Below are 26,267 nucleotides of genomic sequence, written 5' to 3' on the forward strand. Positions count from 1 at the left end.
TAGCTGCCGGACGAGAACGACACGGGGATGTCCGGCCACACCACAAGGGGACCGCCATGGGCGAGCAGACCGCCGCGACCGCGTCACTGAAGGGGATCGAGCAGATCGAGGCCACCGTGCGGCGCCGGAGCCGCTGGCACGCCGGCTATCTGTGGACCTTCGCCGCATGGCAGCTCGCCCTCGTCCCCGCCGTACTGCTGTGGCACGGACGGACGGGCACGCTGGTCAGCACGCTGACGAACGCCGTCGTGGTCATGGGCCTGTCCTTGTTCACGATGCGCCAGCCGGTGGTGCCGCGCGGCTACCGCAACCGGCAGCTCACGGCGATCGGCGCCTGGACGGCCGCCTACCTCCTGGCCCTCGGGCTCGGCCTGACCGTCTTCGCGGACAGCGTCGCCTTCGCGGCCGTCGCCGCCCTCGCCTGCGCGCTGCCGCCCGCCGCGGCGGCCTGGCAGGGGATGCGCACGGCATGACACCGGCCCCGGAGAACCCGCACCCGCGCCACGCGCTCGCCCCGCTGCTCGCCTCGGCCGTGCGCCTGTCGATCGTGGCGGCCCTCGCCCCCCTGGAGAAGGCCGAGTTCGGCTACGTACGGGATCTGGTGGAGATCACCGACTCCGCGTTGTCGAAGCAGGTCTCGCGCCTCGAGGAGGAGGGCTGGGTGACGGTCGAGAAGGGCCGGGTCGGGCGCATGCCCCGCACCTGGCTGCACCTGACCGAGGAGGGCCTGGCCACCTACCGCCGCCACCTGACCGCCCTCGCCGCCATCGCGGGCCCCCTGCACTGACCCCGAGGACGGGAACCGCGGTCAGGCGTGGTTGACGGGGAGAACGTCCGGGGAGAGGGCGCCCGCGTGGGCCGCGGCCGAGGTCATGCGCCTGCGGTGGTGGCGGCGGCAGAGGACCTCGTAGCCGATCTCCTCCGCCGGGCGGTTCACGTCGCCGACCACCACCTGGGCGCCTTCCACGACCATTTCGCCGCCCACCGTACGGGCGTTGTGCGTGGCCCGGGCCCCGCACCAGCACAGGGCCTCCACCTGGAGCTGCTCGAGGCGGTCCGCCAGCTCGATCAGACGCTGCGAGCCGGGGAAGAGCTTCGTGCGGAAGTCCGTCGTGATGCCGAAGGCGAAGACGTCCAGGCCCAGGTCGTCCACGATCCGGGCCAGCTGGTCGATCTGGTCGGGCGCGAGGAACTGGGCCTCGTCCACGATCACGTAGTCCGCCTTGCCGCCCTTGGACAGCTGGGCCACCAGGTACGCGTACAGGTCCATGTCCTCCGGCGCCTCCACCGCCTCCGTCACCAGACCGAGCCGGGACGACAGCTTGCCCTCGCCCGCCCGGTCGTCGCGGGTGAAGATCACGCCCTGGAGGCCCCGCGCGTCGCGGTTGTGGGCGATCTGGAGCGCCAGTGTGCTCTTACTGGGCTATCCACCATGTCGGCACCCGCCGCCTCCAACACGGTGGCCAGGTTCGCGAAGACCTGCCGCATCTGTGCTTCGGCGTCCCCCTCGCCCACCACGCGCCCCGGGCGCCGTCCGGTCGGACGAAGTGCTTCATCATGTCTCCTTGTCGATTACCGGCGGGTGCCGATCGTCGCGCGGTCGCGCCAGGCCGGGGCGAGGGCGGTGAGCATCAGCGCAGCAGTGAGGGTGAAAGCCAGTGGATAGCCCGTCCGGCCTGCGAGCACCCCGAACCCGATGGCGCCGACGCCCATGCCCGCGTCGTAGGCGAAGTTCCACAGGGCGCTGACGGTGCCGTAGCCGGAGGCGGGGACACGCGCGTACATCAGCGTCAGAGTGGCGTTCTGGGTGACTCCGAAGCCGACCCCGAACAGGCCCACTCCGACGACGACGGCGACCGGGCTGTGGGTCAGCGCGGTGAGTAGCGTTCCCGCGGCCGAGACGGTCAGGCCGGGCAGGACGAGTCCGGCCGGTCCGTGCCTGTCACCGTATCGGCCCGCGACCCAGCGGGCCGCGGTTGATGCCGCCGGCTGGACGAACAGGGCCACGGCAAGGAGGCCGCTGGAAGCCGACGGAACGACAAGAGGGAGGAAGGTGACGATGATTCCGGCCGCGAGCGTGGTGGCCGAGAAGACGACGGCGGGCCGCACAAGAGCGGCCGTCCGGAACCCGGCCAGCACCCCGATCGCCCGTCCCGAGGTCGGCTCGCGGTCCGGCAGGCCCGGAACCGAGACGATCACGGCCAGCGCCGCCAGAGCGCCGACGATACAGACCGGCGCGTACCCCACCTGCGCGACCAGCCACACACCCAGCGGCAAGGCCACCAGCGACGGCACCCCGGAGACGATGCCCACCAGAGCCAACCCCTCACCACGCCGCTCGGGCGGAATCAGCGACGCCGTCAAAGCGCCACCCGCGACGACCGTGAACGCAAAGCCCAGACCGCGCACCACACAGACCGCCACGATCCATACCGTGCTCCCGGAAGCCGTCAGCACCAGCGTGGGCGCACCAAGGAGGGCCAGCCCTGTCACCAGCGCCAGGCGGTAGCCGAAGCGGGCGACGAACCGGGGAGTGGCCAGCCCGCCTCCCACCGTCGCCAGCATCAGCGCACCCGTGGCCAGTCCCGCGGCACCGCTGCCTCCGCGCGACTCGGCATAGAGGGGGACGACCGACAGCAGCAGGTAGAAGCTCGTCGAGGCACCGACGACCGAGACGAAACGCAGCAGCAGGGGCCGCGTCACCAGCGGCGGCCGCGAACCGGCCCCCTGGCCCTGCGAGTTGATCATCCTGGTCACACGACGAAGCTAAGGGCCGAGCGGATCGCCGGTAAGCTCCAATTCCATGCCTCTGGAGTGGTCCGGTCTGTCACCTGATCTGTTGCTGATCATCGACCGGGACAGCGGCGAGCCGCTGCGGGCGCAACTGGAAATCCGGCTGCGGGACGCGATCCGGACCGGCCGGCTGCAGGTCGGCGAACGGCTGCCGTCCTCCCGTGAACTCGCTCGGATGCTCGGGCTGTCGCGCGGGCTGGTGCAGGACTGCTACACCCAGCTCCAGGCCGAGGGATACCTCGTGACACGCGTCGGCTCCGCGACCCGGGTCGCGGCCGGCGCAGGCGTACCGTCGGCGCCCACACCACCGGTTCTGACACCTCCGAGCCTGGTCGCCGACTTCAAGTGGGGCGTCCCGGACCTCGGCAGCTTCCCGGTCGCCGACTGGCTGTGGGCCACGCGCGAGGCTGCACGCGCCATGCCGACGGCGGCGCTCGACTACGGTGACCCGCGCGGCAGTGCGGCACTGCGCGAGGTCATGGCCGGATATCTGCGGCGGGTGCGCGCCGCCGCCGCGGATCCGGAACGGACCGTGATCTGCTCCGGCTACGCGCAGGGCCTCGGTCTGGCCCTGCGCGCCCTGGCCCGGACCGGTGTCCGCACGGTGGCGTACGAGGACCCGGGCTCACCCGCCACGATCACCTCGGCCGCTGCCGCGGCGGGCCTGTCTGCGATCCCGATGCCGGTCGACGGGCACGGCATCGACGTGCATGTGCTCGCCGCGACCGATGCCCGCGCCGTCGTCGTGACGCCCGCGCACCAGTGGCCGACCGGTGTCGCCCTGGCACCCGAGCGGCGGCTCGCACTGATCGAGTGGGCCAGGCGCCGGGACGCCGTCGTCATCGAGGACGACTACGACGCCGAGTTCCGGTATGACAGGGAGCCGGTGGGTGCCCTGCAAGGACTCGCGGCCGACCGCGTGATCTCCATAGGCACCGTCAGCAAGTCCCTCGCGCCGGCGCTGCGCATCGGATGGGTGCTCTGCCCGCCCACGCTCACCGATCAGATCACCGAGCTCAAGCGGCGAGACGACCGCGGGTCGCCCACACTCGATCAGCTCGCCCTCACACGAATGATCGAGTCCGGCCGCTTCGACCGGCACCTGCGCCGGATGCGGACGGTCTACGCGGCTCGGCGTACCACCCTGGTGGCGGCGCTCGCCGAACACGCCCCCGAGGTCAGCGTGTCAGGCCTGGCGGCCGGCTTCCACGCGGTCGCGCATATCGACGGATCGGCTCATGAGCAGGACGTCATCGCCGCCGCTCGCTCCCGGTCCGTGGGGCTCTACGGAATGAGCGCCTGCCGCTCCTCGCGTGCGACGGAGCCGACCCAGCTGGTCCTCGGGTTCGGCAACGTCGGCGAACGCGCCATCACAGCAGGCATCACGGCGATCAGCGCCCCGCTCCGGGGCCGGTGACCCCCACCCAACTCCGCCCGAAGTCCGGTGATGACCAGCGGGCTCGCCGCCAACTCACTGACTACGGTGCGGACATGCTCGACCTCATCGAGGAAGTCACCCGCTCCGGTACCCGGATCACCACCACCCTCGATACGCTGACCGACGCGGACGTGAGTGCGCCCTCGGCGCTGGCCGGCTGGACCCGTGGCCACGTCATCACCCACGTGGCTCACAGCATCGACGCCTCCCGGTGGCTGCTCGCCGTAGCCGGCAGTGGCGTCGAACCCTCTCCGAGGGCGGGTTCCGAAGCGCTCCGCCGAGCCGTCCGGCAGCGCTGCGTCAGCCGCTCGCGCTTCGCCAGGGGATCTCGGCCCACACCTGCTTGCCGCCGCTGAGCGGCACCGAGCCCCAGGCCATCGTCGTCGCCTCGACGATGAGCAGCCCGCGACCGCCGGTCGACTCCCAGCTCACCGACACCGGTTTGACGGGGCTGCGCGGCGACGCGTCGTTCACTGCGATCCGCAGCCGGTCCGCCGACAGAGTCAGATCCATCCATACCTCGCCCTGCGTGTGCGCGATGGCGTTGGTGACCAGCTCGGACACGACCAGCAGAGCCGCGTCGAGTTCCTCCACCACCCCCCAGGACCGCAGGGTGCGCGCGGTGAAGCGGCGCGCGTGCAGGACCGCGTTGGGCAGCCGCCATACCGTCCAGTGGCTCCGCAGCGGCCGGTCCCGCGTGCCGTCGTAGCGCAGCAACAGCAACGCCACATCGTCGTCGCGACGGCCCACACCGACGACCAACTCGTCAGCCACCCCTCCGGCATCGACCGGGTCGGCCGCGGCGAGTACGTCGCACACCCGCCGCATGCCCTCCTCCAGAGGCAGTCTGGCCGACTCGACCATGCCGTCGGTCAGCAGAACGAGCAGGGTGCCGGGGAGCAACCCCGCCTCGGTCATGGGGAATTCGGCTTCCGCAAGCACTCCCAGTGGAGGCCCGCCCTCGACCTCCAACTCCTCGGTGACGCCGTCGGGATGGCGCAGTATCGGCGGCAGATGGCCGGCCCGTACGACCCTGGCGATGCCCTCCTCCATGTCCAGGTCCACATACGCACAGGTCGCGAATAGATCGGTCTCCATGCCAACGAGCAGACGGTTGGCCCGCGCGACCACCACATCGGGCGGGTGGCCCTCCACCGCGTAGGCCCTGACAGCCGTACGCATCTGGCCCATGATGGTGGCGGCTCCCGCGCTGTGCCCCTGTACATCCCCGATGACGAACGCCACATGACCGTCACTGAGCGGAATGACGTCATACCAGTCGCCGCCGACCTCAAGTCCCGCCGTCGCGGGCAGGTAGCGGGCGACGGCGACCCCGCCCGGCAATTCCGGGAGCTTACGGGGCAGCAGACTGCGCTGGAGCATGGTGGCGAGTTCGTGGCCCGCGTCCAGTGCGTGGGCGCGCACCAGCGCCTGCCCCACCAGCCCCGCGGTCGCGGTCAGCAGCGACCGCTCCTCCGGTCCGAACCGGTGCTCCGCGTCCCACCCCACGAGGCACACCCCGACCATCCGGCCTTCGGCGGGCAGCGGCAGCACCGCGAGACCACCGGGCCCGACGCCCAGAAGACCGGGCTCAAGAGCCGCGCCCGGCGGCCACAGACTCATGTGCCCCTCGCGCAGCGCGCTCTGCAGGGTGGGCAGGCCGCTGAGCGACGCGTCCGGCCACTCGGACCGCCATTCCGAACGCCAGACCTCGGGCCAGGCATCGGGCTCTGGAGGGTCGAGGGCGGTGACTATGAGCCGCTCGGGCTCCAGTTCGCCGACCGCGACCCGGGAGGCGCCGAGCGGCTCGCGCAGGGCGGCGACCACCAAACGGCTGACCTCTCGGATGGTCGCCGCTCCTGCCAGCGTGGCCGACAGCCGCTGCACGAGGGAGACCTCGTCGGCGCTGGGGCGCAGATAGGCGGCGTCGGCCACCACACCCAGGACGCGCTGCGGTGTGCCATCGGAGTCCACCTCGACGCGGCAACGCAGCCCCAGCCAGCGCAGCTCGCCGTTCGGGCGGCGGATGCGGAACGCCAACTGCTGCCCGGCGGCGGCCAGCCGGTCCGGCTCCACGATCGCCATCAGTGCGGGCATGTCGTCGGGGACGGCGCAGGCAAGCAGGGTCTCCACCTGCCCGTCGAACCGGTCGAGAGGCAGACCGAGCAGTTCCAGCACATGCGCGTGGGCCTCCATGCGGCCGGTGCTCAGTTCCAGGACGAACGCGCCGCCTCGGTGAGGCACCAGGGACTGACCCAGATGCGCCTGCGGGGCTTTGCGCCCGGCGAAGCGAGCGGCGACCGATTCAAGTCCGGCGGCCACCTGATCGGCGTAAAGCTCCAGAAGGCTGCGGTCGTCGGCGCTGAAGCCGTCCGCGACTTCGCCGGCGACGATCAGGCACCCCAGCTCCTGGTCGCCGTGTCCCAGTGGCAGCGCGCCCAGCGAGATCCTGGTCGGCGAGTCGGGGTCACCGTCCCGGATCCGGGTGGGGAAGTGGTGGGGATCATCCTCGATGAACGTGGCGAGTTCCGGGGGAGTCAGCCACAGCGGACGGCCGGAGCGGAAAGCATTGGCGGCGGGCGAATGGCTGGCCACGGCGAGGATCGCGGGCAGTCCGTAGAGGACGCTGCGGTTTCCGGTCAGCTCGGCCAGATGGAGTTCCCTGCCCTGGTCGGCGACCACATAGACAGCGGCAAGCTCAGCCCCGCAGAACGCAAAGCGATGGCTGGTCACTGTCTGTATCGCCTCCTCCCGAGGACAACATCCCGCCGACCGCCCTCTCTCCATGCTGTCGCGCCCGGGACCGTCCGGGCGACTCGGACGGCAGGAGGAAGGGGCCAGATGTCGCATAACGCCGCGTGATCGGGCGGTGACGGGTCAGGTGGGGCCGCAGGGGGCGTACGGCGCTCAAGGCGTAGGTATCTGGGTGCTTGCTGGTGCGTCGGGAGGGTGACCAGCTCAGTCGGTGCTCGTTGCTGGGGCCGGTGGCGCGGGCGCCGCACCAGCACAGGGCCTCGACCGGGAGCTGCTCCAGGCGGTCCGCCAGCTCGATCAGGCGCTGCGAGCCGGGGAAGAGCTTCGTGCGGAAGTCGGGGGTAATGCCGAAGGCGAAGACGTCCAGGCCGAGGTCGTCGACGATCCGGGCCGGCTGGTCGATCTGGTCGGGGGCGAGGAACTGGGCCTCGTCCACGATCACGTAGTCGACCTTGCCGTGCCCGCGACAGGCACTCCACCACACATGCGTAGAGGTCCAGCGCCGGGGTTGCCTCCAGACTCACGGAGACGAAGGGGAGGCCTCTTTGCGGAGGGGGTCTGGGACCGGGTCGCCGGAGAGGCGGACCGTGCTGAGGATACGCATGACCAGGTCGTCGCGGACGGCTCCCTGGACGCCCGACCGGCCGTAGAAGTCCCAGGCGACGAAGTCGCCCTTGGAATTCTTGAAGCCGAAGGCGATCGCCCAGCCGTCCCCCGCGCACTTGTGGTCCTTCTTGGCGCCCTCGGTGCGGGCCTTCACGTAACTCCCCTTGACCCCGGCCTTGGTTGTGTAGGCCACCGGCTTGTCCCACTTGACGACCTCCTTGTCCGGGGATGCGAACGCGGAGTATGCCCAGGCCGTCGCCGTCTTCTCGGCGACCTCGTCGGTGGTCTTTGCGCCGTCGGCGCCCTTGGTACCGGTGGACGCGAGCGCGATGTCGTTGACGTAGCCGTCGCCGTTGGCATCCAGACTGCACCACTTCTTCTTCAAGAAGGCGGGCGCGGTGTGCCCGATCACCGGCTTGTCGGGGTCCTTGTCGTCCGAGAAGCCGCTGAAGATCTGCGGCTCCAGGACCTCCCAGTCCGGCGGTACGTCGAAGGCGGTGCCGTGCGCCGGATTCACCACGACCTTCCAGCCCTTGATCGTCGACTTCACGGTGCCCGGGGCGCCCGAGGACACGGAGCCGGACGGGGCGCCAGAGGCGGGTGCAGGGGAAGTCGGCCCCCCGGCGCCGTCCGCCCTGTCGCCGTCCCGGAAGAGGACCGCGGCGGTCACCGCGACGGCCACCCCCGCAGCCACCGTCACCGATATCGCCACGACGGCCTTACGCCGGGGCGCGGAACGCGGCGCCGGTCCGGGAGGCGGAGTCGGCGCGCCGGACGGGTACTGCTGGTGCGTACCAGGCGTGGCGCCCTGCCAAGGTTGGCCGAATATGCCAGGTCCGTAGGGGCCGGTCTGGGCTCCCTGCTGTCCGGGAACCGGCTGCCGGTAAGGGTTTTGCCCCGGGTTCTGCCTGCTCTGGTCCCCATCGGGCGTCTGCTGTCCTGGCCACATGGCGCGCAAGAATAGGGCGGTGGCCGCCGCTCGTCACGCTTCGGGGGCGGGGAGGGCGCGGATCCGGCCACCCTTCCCGCCGGGGTCTCGCGACCTACCTCCCGAAGGACAGCAGGGAGTGGTCCACCTTCTTCGGCTCCGGGCCGCGTACGGACCCGTTGAGCAGGAAGACGCGTCCCTCGACCCAGGCCAGCCGGACGCTGGAGGTGTAGAAGGCGGATTCGGGCCCCTTGGCGATCTTCGGGCTCTGCAGGAATATCTGGGGCCGGCCTCCGCCCGTCGGGATGGCCGCCATCGCCGCGGACAGGCCCTTGTCCGTGTCGACGTAGACGACGACCTTCCCCTCCTCGACGGCCAGCGGGAACATGACGCGGCCGTCGGGGCCCGTCGTGCGCCACTTCACCTGACCGGTGTTGAGGTCGACCGCGATCACCTCGTCGGGCTTGTCGACGTCCAGCGGGTACTTGGCGTCGGGTGTGCCGCCCGCGATGTAGAGGGTGTCCGCGTCGGCCACCGCTGCGTTGCAGTCGTGCAGGTCGCCGCTGCCGCTGCCCCAGCCGTTGCACCGCTTGCTGACCCCGAAGGCGGCATTGGTCTGCGAGCGGACCTTGCCGTCGGCGGCGAAGGCCGTGATGTTCCAGACCTTCTCCTGCGTGTTGTAGGTGCTGACGACGAGCGGGTCCACGGACAGGATCTGGCCGAGGTTCGAGCCCTTCGCGTACTGGTGGCTCCACTTGGCAGCGCCAGTCGCCGGGTCGATCTCCTCGATCACCGACTGCCGGTCGGCCGAGTCCTGGCCGAAGCAGTCGCGTACGAGCATCAGCCTGGCGGCGGCGCCTCCGACCGTCGCGGGGGCGCAGCCGCTGCTCGGTGTACCGAAGAGTTTATGCCCGTCGGTGACCGAGAAACCGCTCACGACCGCGGCACGCGCCACCGCGACGGTGTCCCCTGAGATGGCCAGCCGCAACTCCAGAGCCTGGTCGAAGACCTTCTCCTTCGGTATCTCCAGCTTCCAGCCCGCCTGGCCCGTGGCGAGGTCGACCTGCTGGAGGTGGGTGCACTGGGAGGTCGCGCTGTCCTTCTCCCGGACCCCGACGACGATCTTCCCGTTCGGGGCGGGACTCTCCGGGACCCCGCACAGCGGCGTGGCGAGGGGAAGCCTCCACTTCTCCTTGCCATCGGTCGCGGTGTAGGCGGTGACCTCCTTGTACATCGCCTTGATCACGGCGTCCCCCACGCGCCAGGGGCCGTGCTGCGAGGCACCAGAGCCGGCCAGTTCGGTCTGGTTCGACACCAGCCAGACCCGGCCCTCGCCCGGCTGAATCCCGGCGTTGGGGTCGAAGACGAACGGGGGGCCGCCGGGGCCCTGGCCGTCTCCCTGGTCCACCGACGCGGACGCGGCGGGGGCGGCGGTGTCGCCGTCCCCGGCGTCGCCGGAGCCGTCACGCAGGAGGATGTACGAGCCGCCGCCGAGGGCGAGCAGGGCCGCAACCAGGGCAGCCACCAGCACACCGGTCCTGCCCCGCAGGCCGCGGCGGGGCGGGCGTACGAAGTCCGCTGCCTGCACCGGCGGTTGCGCGTAGGGATTGCCCGGCGCGGGCCCCGATCCGGGCTGTGGCGTCCGGTAGACCGAGCCGTAGCCCGGCTGGACTGCCTGCGGTTGCTGATCAGGGCGCGGCAGTTCGTCGAAGTCGCGACGGGTCATGGGGTCAGTGTGGCTGGCGGGACGGCCACACTGGGATACTTTTTTAGACTACTTCCCGTCACCGTGCCCGGTTCCGGCCCTGGTTTCCCGGCGCGTGTACCCGCCAGGTGCGGGCGGGCTCACCCAAGTCGACAGCGCCTCCCTCGCGCACGCCGCGTTCGGGCTCACCCTCTCAAGCGTGGTTGACCGGGAGGACGTCCGGGGAGAGGGCGCCGGCGTGGGCCGCGGCCGAGGTCATGCGCTTGCGGTGGTGGCGGCGGCACAGGACCTCGTAGCCGATCTCCTCCGCCGGGCGGTTCACGTCACCGACGACCACCTGGGCACCCTCGACCACCATCTCACCGCCCACCGTACGGGCGTTGTGGGTGGCGCGGGCGCCACACCAGCACAGGGCCTCCACCTGGAGCTGCTCCAGGCGGTCCGCGAGCTCGATCAGGCGCTGGGAGCCGGGGAAGAGCTTCGTGCGGAAGTCGGTGGTGATGCCGAAGGCGAAGACGTCCAGGCCGAGGTCATCCACGATCCGGGCCAGCTGGTCGATCTGGTCGGGCGCGAGGAACTGGGCCTCGTCCACGATCACGTAGTCCGCCTTGCCGCCCTTGGACAGCTGGGCCACCAGGTACGCGTACAGGTCCATGTCCTCCGGCGCCTCCACCGCCTCCGTCACCAGACCGAGCCGGGACGACAGCTTGCCCTCGCCCGCCCGGTCGTCGCGGGTGAAGATCACGCCCTGGAGGCCCCGCGCGTCGCGGTTGTGGGCGATCTGGAGCGCCAGTGTGCTCTTTCCGCAGTCCATCGTTCCGGAGAAGAACACCAGCTCGGGCATGGGAAGTACGCGACCTTTCAGGTCAGGGGCGGGAAGGGGGTGGGAGGGGGCGGTCAGGTGCGGACTTCGAGCAGGGGGACCAGCTGCTCGGCCGCGGTCATGGAGCCGTGCATTCCGGTGAGCGCCGACTCGTTGGGCTCGTTGCGGGAGGCGGTGATCGCGACATCGGCCTGGGCCGCCGCGACCACGTCGCCGATCCGCCCGAGGACCCGCTCGTCGCACTCCCCCGGCGCGCCGAACCAGCCCAGTTCCAGGGCCTCTTCGCGGCTCGCGACCCAGAAGCGGTCCCCGAGCACCTCGCGCCACACGGTCAGTACGTCCGCCTCCGCGCCCGGTACGGCGTACACGTGCCGGGCCCGGCCCTCGCCGCCCAGCAGGGCCACGCCCGCGCCCAGCTCCCAGTCCTCGTCGAAGTCGATCCGGGAGTCCTCGTCGAAGGGGACGTCCACCATGCCGTGGTCGGAGGTGACGTACAGGGCGGTGCGCGGCGGCAGCTGCTCCGCGAGCCGCTGCACCAGCCGGTCGACGCACATGAGCTGGCCGCGCCAGGCGTCGGAGTCCACGCCGTGCCGGTGTCCGGCACCGTCGAGCTCGCTGTAGTACGTGTACACGAGCGAGCGCTCACCGGCCGCGAGCTGGATCGCCGCGAGGTCCATCCGCTCCTCGCCGGTCATCCGGCCGTGGAAGGTGCCGCCGCTGAGCGCGATCTTCGTGAGCGGGGTGGTCTGGAAGTTCGGCGCGGAGACCTGCGCGGTGTGCACCCCGGCCGCGTCCGCGAGCTGGAAGACGGTCGGGTACGGCTGCCAGGGCTTCGGCGGGGTCCACGGGTGCCAGCGGAGCTGGTTCATCAGCTCGCCGGAGGCCGGGTTGCGTACGGCGTACCCGGGCAGGCCGTGGCGGGCGGGCGGCAGGCCCGTGCCGACGGAGGCCAGCGAGGTGGCGGTGGTCGCCGGGAAGCCCGCCGTGATCGGCCGGCCGGTGCCGCCGCGCGAGGTGGCGAGGAGGGAGGTGAGGTACGGGGCCTCGTCCGGGTGGGCCTTGATCTGCTCCCAGCCCATGCCGTCGACCAGGAACACGCAGTTCCGGTCGGCCGGGGTCAGCTCGGCGATCCCGGCGGCGAGACCGGGTACGCCCTGGCCGGCCGCGAGGGTCGGCAGCAGGTCGGCGAGCGAGCCGGTCCCGTAATGCGGGACCGGGGCGCCGGCGAGGTCGAGGAGTTCCGGTTCGTCCTGCCAGTTCGGCGGCGCGGAGTACGACATCAGCGGGCGGGACCCGAGGTGGCCGCGGTCGCCTCGCTGAGCGCCTGCGCGAAGAGGAGCGCCTGGCGCACCGTCTCGGGGCCGTCGCCGGCCTCGCTGACGCGCAGGCTCAGGTCGTCGGCGGTGGAGTTGCCGGTGTAGCCGTGGTCGGCGTCGCAGTTCGCGTCGCCGCAGGCGGCGGGCTCCAGGTCGATGCGCGAGACCGCGCCCCAGCCGATGGTCAGGACGACCTCGCGGGGCAGCTGGCCGGGCGTGTACGACTCCGGATTGGCCACGACGCGGCTGAGCACCACGGAGGAGATGCTGGCGAGCTTGACCGACTCGGTGGAGGTCGTCGCGTACGGGGACGGCGATCCGGAGTCGGCGGCCTGCTCGTCGGTGTGGCTGACGATGAACCGGTTGCCGGTCAGGACCAGCACGGTGACGTGCCGGCGCACCTCGTTGGAGTCGAAGGTGGTCTCCTGGTGGACCAGGTACGACGAGATCGGCTCGCCGCCCACAGCCGCCTCCACCGCCTCGGCCACGAGGGCCGGGTAGTAGCCGCTGCGCTCGATGGCCGCTCGCAGCCCCTGGGTCGTCGTACCGGATTTCGCCATGAGGTCCATCCTAAGGCCCGTACGGGGTCCCCCTACCTGCCCTGCGCTCAGTAGCTGGGCAGGGTGCGCGGGCCGAGGTCGGTGCGGGCGGGCGGGTGGGCCACGCGGACGGTGGCGCTGAGCACGGAGAGGCCCTCGCCGGCGACGACGACCGGCTCCAGCGAGACCCCGGTGACCTCGGGGTGGTCGTCCACCAGCCGGGACAGGCGCAGCAGCAGTTCCTCCAGGGCGGGGGTGTCGACGGGGTCGCTGCCGCGCCAGCCGAAGAGCAGGGGCGCGGCGCGGATGGAGCGGATCAGGCCGGCCACGTCCCGGTCGGTGGCGGGGACCAGGCCGTGCGCGGTGTCGCCGAGCAGCTCGGAGGCGACCCCGGCGAGCCCGAAGGAGAGGACGGCCCCGGCGGCGGGGTCGACGGTGGCGCGGACGACGGTGTCCACCCCGCGCGGTGCCATCGTCTGGACCACGGGCAGCAGCTCGGCCGGCTTGCCGAGGGCGTCGGTGAGCTCCTCGTACGAGCGCCTCAGCTCGGCCTCGGTGGTGAGGTCGAGGCGTACGCCGCCCAGGTCGGCGCGGTGCCGCAGGTGCGGGGCGGTGGTCTTGAGGGCGACGGGGTACCCGAGGACCCGGGCCGCGCGGGCCGCGGCGTCGGGGCTGGGGGCGGGGAGGACGGGCAGCACCCGGATCCCGTAGCGGCCCAGCAGCTCGCGGGCGTCGGCCTCGTCCAGGGTCAGCGCGGCCCCCTCCTCGACCCCGGCCAGCAGGGTGGCGAGCCGGGCGGCGGCGCCGGCCTCGTCGATGTCCTCGTACTCGGGGACCTGCCCGGCGTCGGCGTTGGCCCGGCGCCACCGGGCGTAGCGCACGGCCTCGGCGACGGCCTTCACGGCCCGCTCGGCGGCGGGGTAGGCGGGGATCCGGCCGGCCGGGGCGGCGGTGTCGTGGCCCCGGTCCCCACCCGCGCCCTCGCCCGTGCCCTCGGCGGCGGCCGGGGGCTCCACGAGCGGTACGGGGGGTACGGCGGGGGAGGTGCCCCGGGCGGCGGACAGGGCCTCGGCCAGGTCGCCGAGTTCCACCTGCACCACCGCGACGGGCTTGCCCGGGACCTCGGCGACGGCTTCCCGCAGGGCCTGCCCCAGGTCGTCGGCCAGTGCGCGGCCGCTCACCGACGGGATGGCGGTGACGACGACGGCGTCGCAGTCGTCGGAGGCGAGGGCGGCGGACAGGGCCGTACGGAAGTCGGCCGGGCCGGCGGCCGTCGTCAGGTCCAGCGGGGGCAGCGGGCGCAGCCCCTCGGTCAGGCAGGCGTCGTAGGTGAGCACGCCGAGGGACTCGGAGTTGCCGAGGATCGCCACCCGCGGGCCGGCGGGCAGCGGCTGCCCGGCCAGCAGCAGGCCGACGTCGACCAGCTCCGTGACGGTGTCGACCCGGATGACGCCGGCCTGGCGGAGCAGTTCGGAGACGGTCGCCTCGGAGAGCCGGGTGCCGGGGACGACGTGTCCGGCGGGGGTGTGGCGGCCGCCGCGGGCGACGACCACGGGCTTGGCGGCGGCCGTGCGGCGGGCGAGGCGGGTGAACTTGCGCGGGTTGCCGAGGGTCTCGAGGTACATCAGGGCCACGTCCGTGGCCTCGTCCTCGTACCAGTACTGGAGGATGTCGTTGCCGGAGACGTCGGCCCGGTTGCCGGCCGACACGAAGGACGAGAGTCCCTCGCCGCGCCGCAGCAGGGCCGACAGCAGGGCGATGCCGATCGCTCCGGACTGGGTGAACAGGCCGATCCGGCCGCGGATGGAGGCGGGGGCCGGGGCGAGGCAGGCGTTCAGCTCCACCTCCGGGGCGGTGTTGACCACCCCGAAGGCGTTCGGCCCGATGAGGCGCATCCCGTACGAGCGCACCTGCCGCACCAGTTCGCGCTGCCGGGCGAGTCCGGCCGGGCCGCTCTCGCCGTATCCGGCGGACAGGACCACGAGCCCCTGCACTCCGTGCTCCCCGCAGGCGGCGACGGCGTCCGGGACCCGCTCGGCGGGGACGGCGATCACGGCGAGGTCGACCGGGGCGCCGATGTCGGCGACGGTGCGGTAGGCGCGTACGCCGTCCAGCAGGTCTCCCTCCATGCCGGGGGCGCGGGCCTCGTTGACGGCGTAGAGGTGTCCGCGGAAGCCGCCGTCGCGCAGGTTGCGCAGGGCGGTGGAGCCCACGCCGGCGCCGGAGCGGCTGACGCCGATCACCGCGACCGAGCCGGGGGCGAGCAGCCGCTGCACGGAGCGGGCCTCGGCGCGCTGTTCGCGGGCGCGCTGGACGGCGAGGGACTCGGCGGTGGGTTCGAGGTCGAGGGTGAGGTGGACGGAGCCGTCCTCGAAGCTGCGCTTCTGCTGGTAGCCGACGTCCCTGAACACCTTGATCATCTTGGTGTTGGCGGGCAGCACCTCGGCGGCGAACCGGCGGATGCCCCGCTCCCGGGCCACCGCCCCGATGTGCTCCAGCAGGGCGGAGGCGACCCCGCGGCCCTGGTGGGCGTCCTGGACGAGGAAGGCGACCTCGGCCTCGTCGGCGGGGGCGGAGGAGGGCCGGCCGTCGGGGCCGATGCGGTCGAAGCGGACGGTCGCGATGAACTCCCCGCCGATGGTCGCGGCGAGGCCGACGCGGTCCACGTAGTCGTGGTGCGTGAAGCGGTGTACGTCGCGGTCCGAGAGCCGGGGGTGGGGGGCGAAGAAGCGGTAGTACTTCGACTCGTCCGAGACCTGCTCGTAGAAGCTGACCAGGCGGCCCGCGTCCTCGGTGGTGATGGGGCGGATCCGGGCGGTGCCGCCGTCGCGCAGCACGACGTCCGCTTCCCAGTGGGCCGGGTACGAGGGGTCCGACGCGGTGGTCATGGGGCCACCCTAAGGGGCGGTCCGGCCTGGTGGCGGGGTGTGGCGGGCGGGCCCGTCGCCGCGCGCGCGGCGAATGCGGCAGGCCGGGGCGAACCAGTGCAAGCTGGGGAGGGTCGAACGGCGGTGGATTAGGGGCCGAAGGTCGGTCCGAGCATTCCGGACGGCGTGAGAGACTGGTCTAGACAACCGTAAGAACCTGAAGGGCATCACCATGGCAGAGCGCCGCGTCAACGTCGGCTGGGCCGAGGGCCTGCACGCTCGTCCCGCCTCGATCTTCGTCCGCGCGACGACCGCTTCCGGCGTCCCGGTGACCATCGCGAAGGCCGGCGGCGACCCCGTCAACGCCGCCTCGATGCTGGCGGTCCTGGGCCTGGGCGCCCAGGGCGGCGAGGAGATCGTCCTGACCTCCGAGGCCGATGGTGCGGAGGCCGCGCTGGACCGCCTCGCGAAGCTGGTCGCCGAGGGTCTCGAGGAGCTCCCCGAGACCGTCTGACCCTTCGGGTCCGGTAGTACCGGAAGCCGCAGTCCCCACCACCACGGGAACTGCGGCTTCCGCGTTTTCCCGCCCTTACAGCTTTGCACCCTTACAGCCTTGCGCCCTTACAGCCCTGCACCCTCGCACCCTTGCGCCTTTACGGAATTCCGCGCAGCAGAATCGGACGGCGGGAATCGTAAACGGGACGGAGAATGCGCCGGGCACCGGCCCCGCACGAATATCCCTCCGTTGTATACGGTATTTGTTAATGCGGAGCGCTCGCCGTGTTTACGGCAGGTTGCGAACTCCTCACCCTGAGCCGGTGCGCCTCGGCCGCCCGCTGCGCGTGCAGCGCCGTCAGGGTCCTGGCCCGCTCCGCGTCCCCCCGCGCCACCGCGTCCACGATCGCCCCGTGCTCCGCCCAGGACTCCACGGGCTGCGCCGGGGCCTCGACCACGTACATCCAGGCGATCTTGTGCCGGGTCTGGGTCAGCAGGGCGATCAGACCCGGGCTGCCCGAGGCCTGGGCCAGCGTCTCGTGGAACCAGCCCCCCAGGGCCCGCAGATCCTCGCCCTGCGCCCGCCTGGCCCGTTCCCGGCCCAGCCTGACCAGCCCGCGCAGCACCTTCAGGTGGGCGTCGCTGCGCCGGCGGGCGGCCCGGGAGGCGGCGAGCGGCTCCAGCAGCATGCGCAGCTCCAGCAGGTCGGCGGCCTCCTGCTCGGTCGGCTCGGCGACGCAGGCGCCCGCGTGCCGCCGGGTGGTGACGAAGCCCTCGGACTCCAGGGTGCGCAGCGCCTCGCGGACGGGGACGCGCGAGACGCCGTAGCGGCGGGCGAGCACCTCCTCGGTCAGCCGGCCGCCCGGCCCGAAGAATCCGGAGACGATATCGTCGCGGATCGCTGTGCACACCGCGTGCGCGGGAATACGCAAGGCCGGACCTCCGCTGGGTTTCGGTTCGCTTTTATCGTGGCCGTGCTGCGACTCTATTGCACGACGCGATATTTTCCGAGGACAGCCGGAAATCGGAAACACTGCCCGCCCGCGGATGGCGCGAACGGTACGGACCCGGGCGCACGACGAAGAAGGCCCCGGCTCGGGGAGCCGGGGCCTTCTTCGGTGAAGCGTGCTGCGGGTCAGATGCTGACGCCGTGGTTGCGCAGGTACGTCAGCGGGTTGATGTCCGAGCCGTACGTGGCACCGGTGCGGGCCTCGAAGTGCAGGTGCGGGCCGCTGGAGTTGCCCGTGGAGCCCGACAGGCCGATCTGCTGGCCCGGGGTAACCGTTTCGCCGGCGGAGACGCTCAGCGAGTCCAGGTGCCCGTACTGGGTGTACGTACCGTCGTTGTGCTTGATGACGACGTTGTTGCCGTACGCGCCGCCCCAGCCGGCCTCGACGACCGTACCCGCGCCCACCGCCTGGACCGAGGTGCCGGTGCCGGCGTGGAAGTCGATGCCCGTGTGGCTGCCGGAGGACCACATGCCGCCGCCCGCGCCGTACTGGGTGCTGACGTACGAGCCGTCGATGGGGGCCACGAAGGCGTTGAGGCGCTTGCGGGCCTCTTCGCGGGCGGCGCGCTCGGCGGACTCCCGCTCGGCCTTGGCCTTGGCCTCGGCGGCCTCGGCGGTGCGCTTGGCCTCTGCGGCCCGCTGCTTCGCCTCGGCCTCGGCCTGCGCCTGGGCGGCGACGGCCTCTGCGGCGCGCTGCTGGGACTCGGCCTGGACCTCGATGTCGTCCTGGAGGTCGTCGGCGACGACGATCGCGTTCTGGCCGGTGTCCTCCATGGACGGGGCCGCGCTGTTGTCCGCCGCGAAGGCCGGAGCGGCCAGGGTGCCGACCACGCCCGTGGTGGCGAGGGCGGCTATGCCGGCGTAGCCGGCGGTCTTGCGGCTCAGACGGCTGGATCCGCGGTGCTTACCAGAACCGGCGGCACGACTGCCAAACGCCATGAAGGGGGTGATCCTTTCCTTCCCTCTCGCCTACCGGGTTAGCTGACGGGTTCGGAGCAGGAAGGTCTCCTACGGGCCTCCTCTTGCGAGGGGGTCCGATTCACCCCAGGGACTGATGTGGGTCCCCGGCTCCCCAGGCTCGCGCCTGACGGGGACTCGGCGATCGCTGTCCGGTGCCGCGGGTGCGGCGGGTACAACTGACGAACAGCACGCCCGACGCTAGGCGGATCATCAGTCAATCGCCAAACAGACGCGCGCTTTTGTTGCGTACGCCACACCGCATACGCGCAACCGCACCACTAAACGGACAAAGGGGGCTCCGGCGGATGATCCGCCGGAGCCCCCCGGAAACGGGCCGGTCACCGACCCGTCTCAAGCCTCTCGCCGCTCAGTTGGAGACGACGGTGACCTCACCGATCCCGAGCGCCAGGACGGGCTCCTCGATCTGCGCCGCGTCGCCCACCAGGATGGTGACCAGACGGTCCACCGGGAAGGCGCTCACCACCGCCGAAGTGGCCTCCGCCGTACCGGTCTCGGCCAGCCGCGCGTACAGCCGCGCCTGGTAGTCGTCCGGCAGCTCCTGCTCCACCTGGTCGGCGAGCGTGCCGGCGACGGAGGCGGCCGTCTCGAACTTCAGCGGGGCCACGCCCACCAGGTTCTGCACCGCCACATCGCGCTCGGCGTCGGTCAGACCGCCCTCCGCGAGGGTGCGCAGCACCCTCCACAGGTCCTCCAGCGCGGGACCGGTGTTGGGGGTGTCGACGGAGCCGCTGATGGCGAGCATCGAGGCGCCCTTGCCGTCGGCGGTCGAGCGCAGCACCTGGCCGAAGGCGCGCACGCCGTAGGTGTAGCCCTTCTCCTCGCGCAGCACCTTGTCCAGGCGCGAGGTGAGGGTGCCGCCGAGGCAGTAGGTGCCGAGCACCTGCGGGGCCCAGACGATGTCGTGCCGGTCCGGCCCGATCCGGCCGATCAGCAGCTGCGTCTGGACGGCGCCGGGCCGGTCCACGATGACCACGCGGCCCGTGTCGTCGGCCGTCACCGGCGGGACCGGGCGGGGCGCGGCGGTGTCGCCGGTCCAGGTGCCCAGGGTGTCCGCCAGCACGGCGTCCAGGTCGATGCCGGTCAGGTCGCCGACCACCACCGCGGTGGCGGTGGAGGGGCGCACGTGGGCCTCGTAGAAGGCGCGTACGGCCGTGGAGTCGATCCGGGCGACCGTCTCCTCGGTGCCCTGGCGCGGGCGGGACATGCGCAGCGTCGCCGGGAACAGCTCCTTGGAGAGCTCCTTGGCGGCGCGGCGCTGCGGGTTGGCCAGCTCGTGCGGGATCTCGTCGAGCCGGTTGCGCACCAGGCGGTCGACCTCGCTGTCGGCGAAGGCCGGCGCGCTCAGCGCCTCGGCGAGCAGGCCGAGCGCCTTGGCCAGGCGGGAGGCCGGAACCTCCAGGGAGACCCGCAGGCCGGGGTGGTCGGCGTGGGCGTCCAGCGTGGCGCCGCAGCGCTCCAGCTCGGCCGCGAACTCCTCGGCGGAGTGCTTGTCGGTGCCCTCCGACAGCGCGCGGGCCATGATCGTGGCCACTCCGTCGAGGCCTGCGGGCTCGGCGTCCAGCGGGGCCGCGAGGTTGACCTCGACCGCCACGACCTGCTGGCCCGGACGGTGGCAGCGCAGCAGGGTCAGGCCGTTGGACAGGGTGCCCCGCTCGGGGGCCGGGAAGGCCCAGGGCTTGGCCTCGCCCGCCTGCGGCCGCGGGTGGAAGGTCATCGTGACGGCTGCGGTGTCGCTCACTGCTCCGCCCCCTCGTTCTCGTCGCTCTCGTCGGTCTGGTCGGCTCCGCCGGTCTCGGAGCCGGCCAGCGGCTCGTAGACCAGCACCGCGCGGTTGTCGGGGCGCAGCCGGGCGGCGGCCACGGCCTGCACCTCCTCGGCGGTGACGTCCAGGACCCGCTGGACGGCGCTCAGCGCCAGCTGCGGGTCGCCGAACAGCACCGCGAAGCGGCACAGTTCGTCGGCGCGGCCGGCCACCGTGCTCAGCCGGTCCAGCCACTCGCGCTCCAGCTGCGCCTGCGCGCGCTCCATCTCCTCGGCCGTCGGGCCCTCGGCGGCGAACCGCGCGAGCTCCTCGTCCACGGCCGCCTCGATGTCGGGCACCTCGACGCCGCTGGAGGTCTTGACGTCCAGCCAGCCCAGCGAGGGCGCGCCGGCCAGGCGCAGCAGGCCGAAGCCGGCCGCCACGGCCGTCTGGTCGCGGCGTACCAGGCGGTTGTGCAGGCGGGAGGACTCGCCGCCGCCCAGCACGGTCAGCGCCACGTCGGCGGCGTCGCAGTCGCGGGTGCCGTCATGCGGCAGGCGGTAGGCGGCCATCAGCGCGCGGGCCGGGACCTCCTCGACGATCTCCTCGCGCAGCTGCCCGCCCATGACCTCGGGGAGCGTGCCTTCCCGCGGCGGCTGCTTGCCGTCGTGGGCCGGGATGGTGCCGAAGTACTTCTCGACCCAGGCGAGGGTGCGCTCGGGGTCGATGTCGCCCACGACCGACAGCACGGCGTTGTTGGGCGCGTAGTACGTACGGAAGAAGTTGCGCGCGTCCTCGAGGGAGGCGGCGTCCAGGTCGGCCATCGAGCCGATCGGGGTGTGGTGGTACGGGTGGCCCTCCGGGTAGGCGAGGGCGGTCAGCTTCTCGAAGGCGGTGCCGTACGGAACGTTGTCGTAGCGCTGGCGGCGCTCGTTCTTGACGACGTCGCGCTGGTTCTCCATGGACTCGTCGTCCAGGGCGGCCAGCAGCGAGCCCATGCGGTCCGCCTCCAGCCACAGGGCGAGTTCCAGCTGGTGGGCCGGCATCGTCTCGAAGTAGTTGGTGCGCTCGAAGCTGGTGGTGCCGTTCAGGGAGCCGCCGGCGCCCTGGACGAGCTCGAAGTGCCCGTTGCCCGGTACGCTCGCCGAACCCTGGAACATCAGGTGCTCGAAGAGGTGAGCCAGACCGGTCCGCCCCTTGACTTCGTGGCGCGAGCCGACGTCGTACCAGAGGCAGACGGCGGCGACCGGGGTGAGGTGGTCCTCGGACAGCACCACGCGCAGGCCGTTGGCCAGCCGGTGCTCGGTCGCTGTCAGGCCGCCGGAGCCGGCCTGAGCTGTGGCCGTGTGACCCATGGGCATGTGGTCCCTTCGATCGCGATGCAGAGATTTCTGTCAGACCTGCCACTGTATGCAAGCGCGCCGACGGCCGGATAAGTTCCCGGGTCACTCCCCCGGGGTCGGAGTCGGCGTTGTCGGTCCCTCGGGCCACAATGGTCCGCGTCAACCCCGTCAGATCCGCCCAGTACACCCTGAACCTTGGTTAAGGAGCCGCGCAGCGATGGCCCGCCGCAGCACGAAGACCCCGCCGCCGGAGGATTTCGAGGAGAAGATCCTCGACATCGACGTCGTCGACGAAATGCAGGGCTCCTTCCTCGAGTACGCGTACTCGGTGATCTACTCCCGTGCCCTGCCCGACGCCCGGGACGGCATGAAGCCGGTGCACCGGCGCATCGTCTACCAGATGAACGAGATGGGCCTGCGGCCCGACCGCGGCTACGTCAAGTGCGCGCGCGTGGTCGGCGAGGTCATGGGCAAGCTGCACCCGCACGGCGACGCGTCGATCTACGACGCGCTCGTGCGCATGGCCCAGCCCTTCTCGATGCGGCTGCCGCTGGTCGACGGCCACGGCAACTTCGGCTCGCTCGGCAACGACGACCCGCCGGCCGCGATGCGTTACACCGAGTGCCGGATGGCCGACGCCACGTCGCTGATGACGGAGTCGATCGACGAGGACACCGTCGACTTCACCGCCAACTACGACGGCCAGGAGCGCGAGCCGGTCGCCCTGCCGGCGGCCTACCCGAACCTCCTGGTCAACGGCGCCTCCGGGATCGCCGTCGGCATGGCCACCAACATGGCCCCGCACAACCTGGGCGAGGTCATCGCGGCCGCCCGCCACCTGATCCGGTACCCGGAGGCGGACCTCGAGGCGCTGATGCGCTTCGTCCCGGGCCCCGACCTGCCCACCGGCGGACGGATCGTGGGGCTCTCGGGGATCAAGGACGCCTACGAGAACGGTCGCGGCACCTTCAAGATCCGCGCGACGGTGGCCGTGGAGGACGTCACGCCGCGCCGCAAGGGGCTGGTCGTCACCGAACTGCCCTTCACGGTGGGCCCCGAGAAGGTCATCGCGAAGATCAAGGACCTGGTCGGCTCCAAGAAGCTCCAGGGCATCGCCGACGTCAAGGACCTCACCGACCGCTCGCACGGCCTGCGCCTGGTCATCGAGATCAAGAACGGCTTCCACCCTGAGGCCGTGCTGGAGCAGCTGTACAAGCTGACGCCGATGGAGGAGTCCTTCGGCATCAACAACGTCGCGCTGGTCGACGGGCAGCCGCTGACGCTGGGCCTCAAGGAGCTGCTGGAGGTCTACCTGGACCACCGCTTCGAGGTCGTGCGCCGGCGCAGCGAGTTCCGCCGGGGCAAGCGGCGCGACCGGCTGCACCTGGTCGAGGGTCTGCTGGTGGCCCTGCTCGACATCGACGAGGTCATCCGCCTCATCCGCGACAGCGACAACTCCGCGCAGGCCAAGGAGCGCCTGATCGAGCGCTTCTCGCTGAGCGAGATCCAGACCCAGTACATCCTGGACACCCCGCTGCGCCGCCTGACCCGCTTCGACCGGATCGAGCTGGAGAGCGAGCGCGACCGGCTGACCGGCGAGATCGACGAGCTGACCGGGATCCTGGAGTCGGACTCGGCGCTGCGCAAGCTGGTCTCCTCGGAACTGGCCGCCGTGGCGAAGAAGTTCGCCACCGAGCGCCGCACGGTGCTGCTGGAGTCGGCGGGCACCTCGGTGGCCGCGGTCCCGCTGGAGGTCGCGGACGACCCGTGCCGGGTGCTGCTGTCCTCCACGGGCCTGCTGGCCCGCACGGCGAACGCCGATCCGCTCCCCCAGGAGGAGGGCGCCGGCCGCGCGAAGCACGACGTGATCGTCTCCCAGGTGGCCGCGACCGCCCGGGCCGATGTCGGCGCGGTCACCTCATACGGCCGCCTGCTGCGGCTCTCGGTGATCGACCTGCCGCAGCTGCCGGACACCCACGCCGCGCCGAACCTGGCCGGCGGCGCCCCGGTCGCGGAGTTCCTCTCCGGGCTGGAGGCCGACGAGACGGTGATCTGCCTGCTCTCGCTGGACGAGTCCTCCCAGGGCCTGGCCCTGGGCACCGAACAGGGCGTGGTCAAGCGGGTCGTGCCGGACTACCCGGCGAACAAGGACGAGCTGGAGGTCATCACCCTCAAGGAGGGCGACCGGATCGTCGGCGCGGTCGAGCTGCGCACGGGCGAGGAGGACCTGGTCTTCATCACCGACGACGCCCAGCTGCTGCGCTATCCGGCGGGCCAGGTGCGCCCCCAGGGCCGCCCGGCGGGTGGTATGGCGGGCATCAAGCTCTCGGAGAACGCCAAGGTGATCCACTTCTCGGCCGTGGACCCGGCCCGGGACGCCATGGTGTTCACCGTGGCGGGCTCGCACGGGACGCTCGACGACTCGGTGCGCTCCGGCAAGCTGACCCCCTTCGACCAGTACCCGCGCAAGGGCCGGGCCACCGGCGGTGTGCGCTGCCAGCGGTTCCTGAAGGGCGAGGACACCCTGACGCTGGCCTGGGCGGGGAACGCCCCGGTCCGCGCGGCCGCGGCGAACGGCTCTCCGGCCGCGCTGCCGGACCCGGACCCGCGCCGCGACGGCTCGGGGACCGCGCTGCCGGCCACCGTCGAGGTGCTGGCGGGCGCCGCGCTGTAGCAGCGTGACGGGGGCGGGCGGGGTGGGCGGGCGGCAGAGTTGCCGGGTCGCCCGCCCCGCCCGCCCACTACTGTTTTCCCGGTACACGCGGGTGGGGGGAGAGCAGAGCTGATGAGTCGTCGGTCCAGCGGGTTGATCGGGGTCTGGGCCGAGGCCCAGCGGCAGCAGCAGCGGACGCAGCTGATCCAGCAGCGCGAGGCGGAGCGCCGCCAGCGGGCGTACGAGCGCGACGCGGCCCGGGACCGGCGCGAACAGCAGGCCGCCTACAAGCAGCACCGGGAGGCCGAGGCCCGGCGCCGCACCGAGCGGCTCGAGGCGGAGGTGGCGGCCCTGCAGGGGCTGCTGGCCGCGGGCTGCCGGGCGCCGGCGTTCCGGATGGCCGCCCTGGTCCGGGCGGAGCAGCTCGAGCCCTTCGACCCCGGCACCCTCGCGCACCCCGTGCCGATGCCGCAGCTGGCCCAGTTCCAGCAGCAGAGCAGCGGCTGGACCGTCGGTTCGGGCCGCCGCGCCCAGGCGGAGCGGGAGGCCCACGACCGGTACACGCAGGCCTGGCAGTCGGCGCACGCCGCCGAGCAGGAACGCCGGCGGCAGCTGGCGGCGTACCGGCAGCAGTACGACCGGTGGGCGGCGGAGCAGCTCGCCGGGATCCGCCGGCACAACGGCGGCCTGACCGAACTGGCGGGCGCGCTGCGCGCGGGCGACCCCGAGGCGGTGGTGGAGTACTTCTCGGCGGCCCTGTACGCCTCCACCGCCTGGCCCGAGGAGCTGCCCCGCCAGGTGTCGGCCGCCTACGACCCGGCGGCGCGGCAGCTGGTGCTGGACTGGGAGCTGCCCCGGTACGAGGTGGTGCCGGAGGCGAAGTCCGTGCGGTACGTGCCGAGTACGGACCAGGACAAGGAGACGGCGCGGCCGGCCACGCAGCGCCGGGGGCTGTACCGGGACCTGCTCGCCCAGTGCGTGCTGCTGGTGCTGCGCGAGCTGTACGCGGCGGACGAGTTCGGGGCCCTGGACTCGGTGGTGGTCAACGGGTTCGTGGACGACCACGATCCGGTGACGGGCCGGGAAGCACAGATCGTACTGGCCACCGTGCAGGCGGCGCGGACCGCCTTCTCCGGGCTGCGGCTGGAGCAGGTCAGCGCGGTGGACTGCCTGGTCGAGGGCCTGCGGGGGCAGTTGTCGGCGCGGCCGGACCAGCTGACGGCCGTACGGGCGGGCCGCCGGCCGGGCGAGGTCGGCGGGGACGTCGTCAGCCACGGCGGGCACGCCGGCGACGGTGAGGACGAGCCGGACCTCTTCCAGATGGACCCGATCGCCTTCGAGAACCTGGTCGCCGAGCTGTTCCGGGCGATGGGCATGGAGGCGGTGACCACGCAGCGGTCCGGGGACGGCGGCGTGGACGTCGAGGCGCTGGACCCGGCCCCGATCCGGGGCGGGCGGATCGTGGTGCAGGTCAAGCGCTACCGCAACACCGTGCCGCCGACGGCGGTACGGGACCTGTACGGCACGGTCCAGGACGCTGGGGCGAACAAGGGGGTGCTGGTCACCACCTCGTCCTTCGGACCGGGGTCGTACACCTTTGCCAACGGCAAGCCGCTGGAGTTGGTTCCCGGGGTGGAACTGGTGGAGCTGCTGCACCGGTACGGGCTGCGGGGACGCCTGGGCGGCGGCGCCGTCCCGGCCCAGCGGAGCCCCGGTCGCGCCGCCACACCCGCCGACACACCCGCTGCCACACCCACCGTGGCCGACCTGCCGCCCGTCGCGGACGACCGCAACGTCCTGGGCATGACCTGGTCGGGCGGGGTCGCGCTGGACGTGTGCGCGCTGGTCTGCGAGGGCGGCCGGGTACTGAGCGAGGACCACTTCGTCTTCTTCAACAACCCGCACACCCCGGACGGTTCGGTGCGCTCCCGTCCGCACCCCGGCCCCGACAGGGCCGCCCTCGAGGTCGGCTTCGACGCCCTCCCCCAGCGCGCCGACCGCCTGGTGCTGGTCGCCGCGGTCGACCCGGAGGCAGGCCCGGAGGGCGACCTGGCGGGCTTCACCGACGCCCGGATCCGGCTGCTGGACGCGTCCGGCGCGGAGATCGACCGGCTGGAGGTCTCCGACGGCCGGGCGGGCGAGACGGCCCTGGTCCTGGGCTCGTTCCGGCGCCGCCCGAACGGCGACTGGAAGTTCGTCATCGGCGGCAAGGGCTACCGCGGCGGCCTCGCCGACCTGCTGCGCGAGTACGGGGTCGAGGTCGCCTGAAGCGCCGG

Annotated in this window: 20 protein-coding genes, 2 pseudogenes and 1 riboswitch; of the genes and pseudogenes, 7 read left to right on the plus strand and 15 right to left on the minus strand. The window is 72.3% G+C overall.

Translation table 11 applies throughout. The features are described from left to right. The first annotated feature begins 56 nt into the window (after positions 1–56). Together OOK34_RS02560 and OOK34_RS02565 are read left to right on the plus strand one after the other, a co-directional pair. Positions 57–473: a hypothetical protein gene (locus OOK34_RS02560; RefSeq protein WP_267032234.1), complete on the plus strand. Its 417-nt coding sequence runs from the start codon at positions 57–59 to the stop codon at positions 471–473. Continuing rightward, entirely contained in the window at positions 470–787 is a 318-nt protein-coding gene (locus tag OOK34_RS02565; protein ID WP_267032235.1) for a transcriptional regulator, read from the plus strand. Before OOK34_RS02560 ends, OOK34_RS02565 begins: the two co-directional genes overlap by 4 nt. Positions 788–808: 21 nt before the next feature. Here the strand turns inward: OOK34_RS02565 and OOK34_RS02570 are convergent, their stop codons facing one another. The 3 genes and pseudogenes from OOK34_RS02570 to OOK34_RS02580 form a co-directional block, all read right to left on the minus strand. Continuing rightward, entirely contained in the window at positions 809–1,408 is a 600-nt protein-coding gene (locus OOK34_RS02570) for a thymidine kinase (RefSeq protein ID WP_267036596.1), read from the minus strand. 29 nt (positions 1,409–1,437) lie between these two features. Next, positions 1,438–1,524, minus strand: a pseudogene (locus tag OOK34_RS02575) (RidA family protein); the annotation flags it as partial. Positions 1,525–1,572: 48 nt separating this feature from the next. Continuing rightward, positions 1,573–2,748, minus strand: a complete 1,176-nt coding sequence (locus OOK34_RS02580; RefSeq protein ID WP_267036597.1) for an MFS transporter — start codon at positions 2,746–2,748, stop codon at positions 1,573–1,575. 55 nt (positions 2,749–2,803) lie between these two features. Between OOK34_RS02580 and OOK34_RS02585 the strand changes: the two genes are divergently transcribed. Together OOK34_RS02585 and OOK34_RS02590 are read left to right on the plus strand one after the other, a co-directional pair. Continuing rightward, entirely contained in the window at positions 2,804–4,210 is a 1,407-nt protein-coding gene (locus tag OOK34_RS02585; protein ID WP_267032236.1) for a PLP-dependent aminotransferase family protein, read from the plus strand. Between the two features lie 74 nt (positions 4,211–4,284). Then, on the plus strand, positions 4,285–4,587 hold the full coding sequence (locus OOK34_RS02590; protein WP_267032237.1) for a maleylpyruvate isomerase N-terminal domain-containing protein: 303 nt from the start codon (positions 4,285–4,287) through the stop codon (positions 4,585–4,587). On the opposite strand, the gene OOK34_RS02595 is transcribed toward OOK34_RS02590, so the two are convergent. From OOK34_RS02595 to OOK34_RS02630, 8 genes and pseudogenes are all read right to left on the minus strand, one after another. Then, entirely contained in the window at positions 4,532–6,964 is a 2,433-nt protein-coding gene (locus tag OOK34_RS02595; protein ID WP_267032238.1) for a SpoIIE family protein phosphatase, read from the minus strand. The two genes, OOK34_RS02590 and OOK34_RS02595, sit on opposite strands and share 56 nt — an antisense overlap. 250 nt (positions 6,965–7,214) lie before the next feature. Beyond that, positions 7,215–7,515: pseudogene (locus tag OOK34_RS02600) on the minus strand (thymidine kinase); the annotation flags it as partial. Then, a complete protein-coding gene (locus OOK34_RS02605) occupies positions 7,506–8,291 on the minus strand; it encodes a hypothetical protein (RefSeq protein ID WP_267036939.1) in 786 nt (261 codons plus the stop codon). The gene OOK34_RS02605 and the pseudogene OOK34_RS02600, both read right to left, overlap by 10 nt. A gap of 343 nt (positions 8,292–8,634) precedes the next feature. After that, a complete protein-coding gene (locus OOK34_RS02610) occupies positions 8,635–10,245 on the minus strand; it encodes a PQQ-binding-like beta-propeller repeat protein (protein ID WP_267032239.1) in 1,611 nt (536 codons plus the stop codon). 172 nt (positions 10,246–10,417) lie between these two features. Next, positions 10,418–11,068, minus strand: a complete 651-nt coding sequence (locus tag OOK34_RS02615) for a thymidine kinase (protein WP_267032240.1) — start codon at positions 11,066–11,068, stop codon at positions 10,418–10,420. 53 nt (positions 11,069–11,121) lie between these two features. After that, positions 11,122–12,327 carry an alkaline phosphatase family protein gene (locus OOK34_RS02620; RefSeq protein ID WP_267032241.1) on the minus strand — a complete coding sequence of 402 codons (1,206 nt, stop codon included), beginning with the start codon at positions 12,325–12,327 and terminating at the stop codon, positions 11,122–11,124. Next, positions 12,327–12,932 carry a DUF5998 family protein gene (locus OOK34_RS02625; protein ID WP_267032242.1) on the minus strand — a complete coding sequence of 202 codons (606 nt, stop codon included), beginning with the start codon at positions 12,930–12,932 and terminating at the stop codon, positions 12,327–12,329. Before OOK34_RS02625 ends, OOK34_RS02620 begins: the two co-directional genes overlap by 1 nt. A 38-nt stretch (positions 12,933–12,970) precedes the next feature. After that, complete coding sequence (locus tag OOK34_RS02630) at positions 12,971–15,790, minus strand: bifunctional GNAT family N-acetyltransferase/acetate--CoA ligase family protein (RefSeq protein WP_267032243.1); 2,820 nt, start codon at positions 15,788–15,790, stop codon at positions 12,971–12,973. A 211-nt stretch (positions 15,791–16,001) separates the two neighbouring features. On the opposite strand from OOK34_RS02630, the gene OOK34_RS02635 reads away from it, so the two are divergent. Then, a complete protein-coding gene (locus OOK34_RS02635) occupies positions 16,002–16,283 on the plus strand; it encodes an HPr family phosphocarrier protein (RefSeq protein WP_267032244.1) in 282 nt (93 codons plus the stop codon). 247 nt (positions 16,284–16,530) lie between these two features. Here OOK34_RS02635 and OOK34_RS02640 read toward each other — a convergent pair whose 3' ends face one another. The 4 genes from OOK34_RS02640 to OOK34_RS02655 form a co-directional block, all read right to left on the minus strand. Next, the gene (locus OOK34_RS02640; RefSeq protein WP_267032245.1) at positions 16,531–17,196 is read right to left on the minus strand and encodes a GntR family transcriptional regulator; all 666 of its coding nucleotides are present in this window, start codon (positions 17,194–17,196) and stop codon (positions 16,531–16,533) included. A 203-nt stretch (positions 17,197–17,399) separates the two neighbouring features. Further along, positions 17,400–18,212 carry a M23 family metallopeptidase gene (locus OOK34_RS02645; RefSeq protein ID WP_267032246.1) on the minus strand — a complete coding sequence of 271 codons (813 nt, stop codon included), beginning with the start codon at positions 18,210–18,212 and terminating at the stop codon, positions 17,400–17,402. A gap of 12 nt (positions 18,213–18,224) precedes the next feature. After that, positions 18,225–18,384: riboswitch (cyclic di-AMP (ydaO/yuaA leader) on the minus strand. Positions 18,385–18,600: 216 nt separating this feature from the next. After that, the gene (locus tag OOK34_RS02650; RefSeq protein ID WP_267036598.1) at positions 18,601–19,968 is read right to left on the minus strand and encodes a pitrilysin family protein; all 1,368 of its coding nucleotides are present in this window, start codon (positions 19,966–19,968) and stop codon (positions 18,601–18,603) included. 20 nt (positions 19,969–19,988) lie between these two features. After that, on the minus strand, positions 19,989–21,350 hold the full coding sequence (locus OOK34_RS02655) for a pitrilysin family protein (protein WP_267032247.1): 1,362 nt from the start codon (positions 21,348–21,350) through the stop codon (positions 19,989–19,991). Positions 21,351–21,555: 205 nt separating this feature from the next. Here OOK34_RS02655 and OOK34_RS02660 point away from each other — a divergent pair, with 205 nt between their 5' ends. Continuing rightward, complete coding sequence (locus OOK34_RS02660; protein ID WP_267032248.1) at positions 21,556–24,012, plus strand: DNA topoisomerase (ATP-hydrolyzing) subunit A; 2,457 nt, start codon at positions 21,556–21,558, stop codon at positions 24,010–24,012. Positions 24,013–24,123: 111 nt separating this feature from the next. Further along, positions 24,124–26,259 carry a restriction endonuclease gene (locus OOK34_RS02665; RefSeq protein WP_267032249.1) on the plus strand — a complete coding sequence of 712 codons (2,136 nt, stop codon included), beginning with the start codon at positions 24,124–24,126 and terminating at the stop codon, positions 26,257–26,259. The last annotated feature ends 8 nt before the right edge of the window (positions 26,260–26,267 follow it).

The sequence above is a fragment of the Streptomyces sp. NBC_00091 genome, assembly GCF_026343185.1.
Classification (GTDB): Bacteria; Actinomycetota; Actinomycetes; order Streptomycetales; family Streptomycetaceae; genus Streptomyces.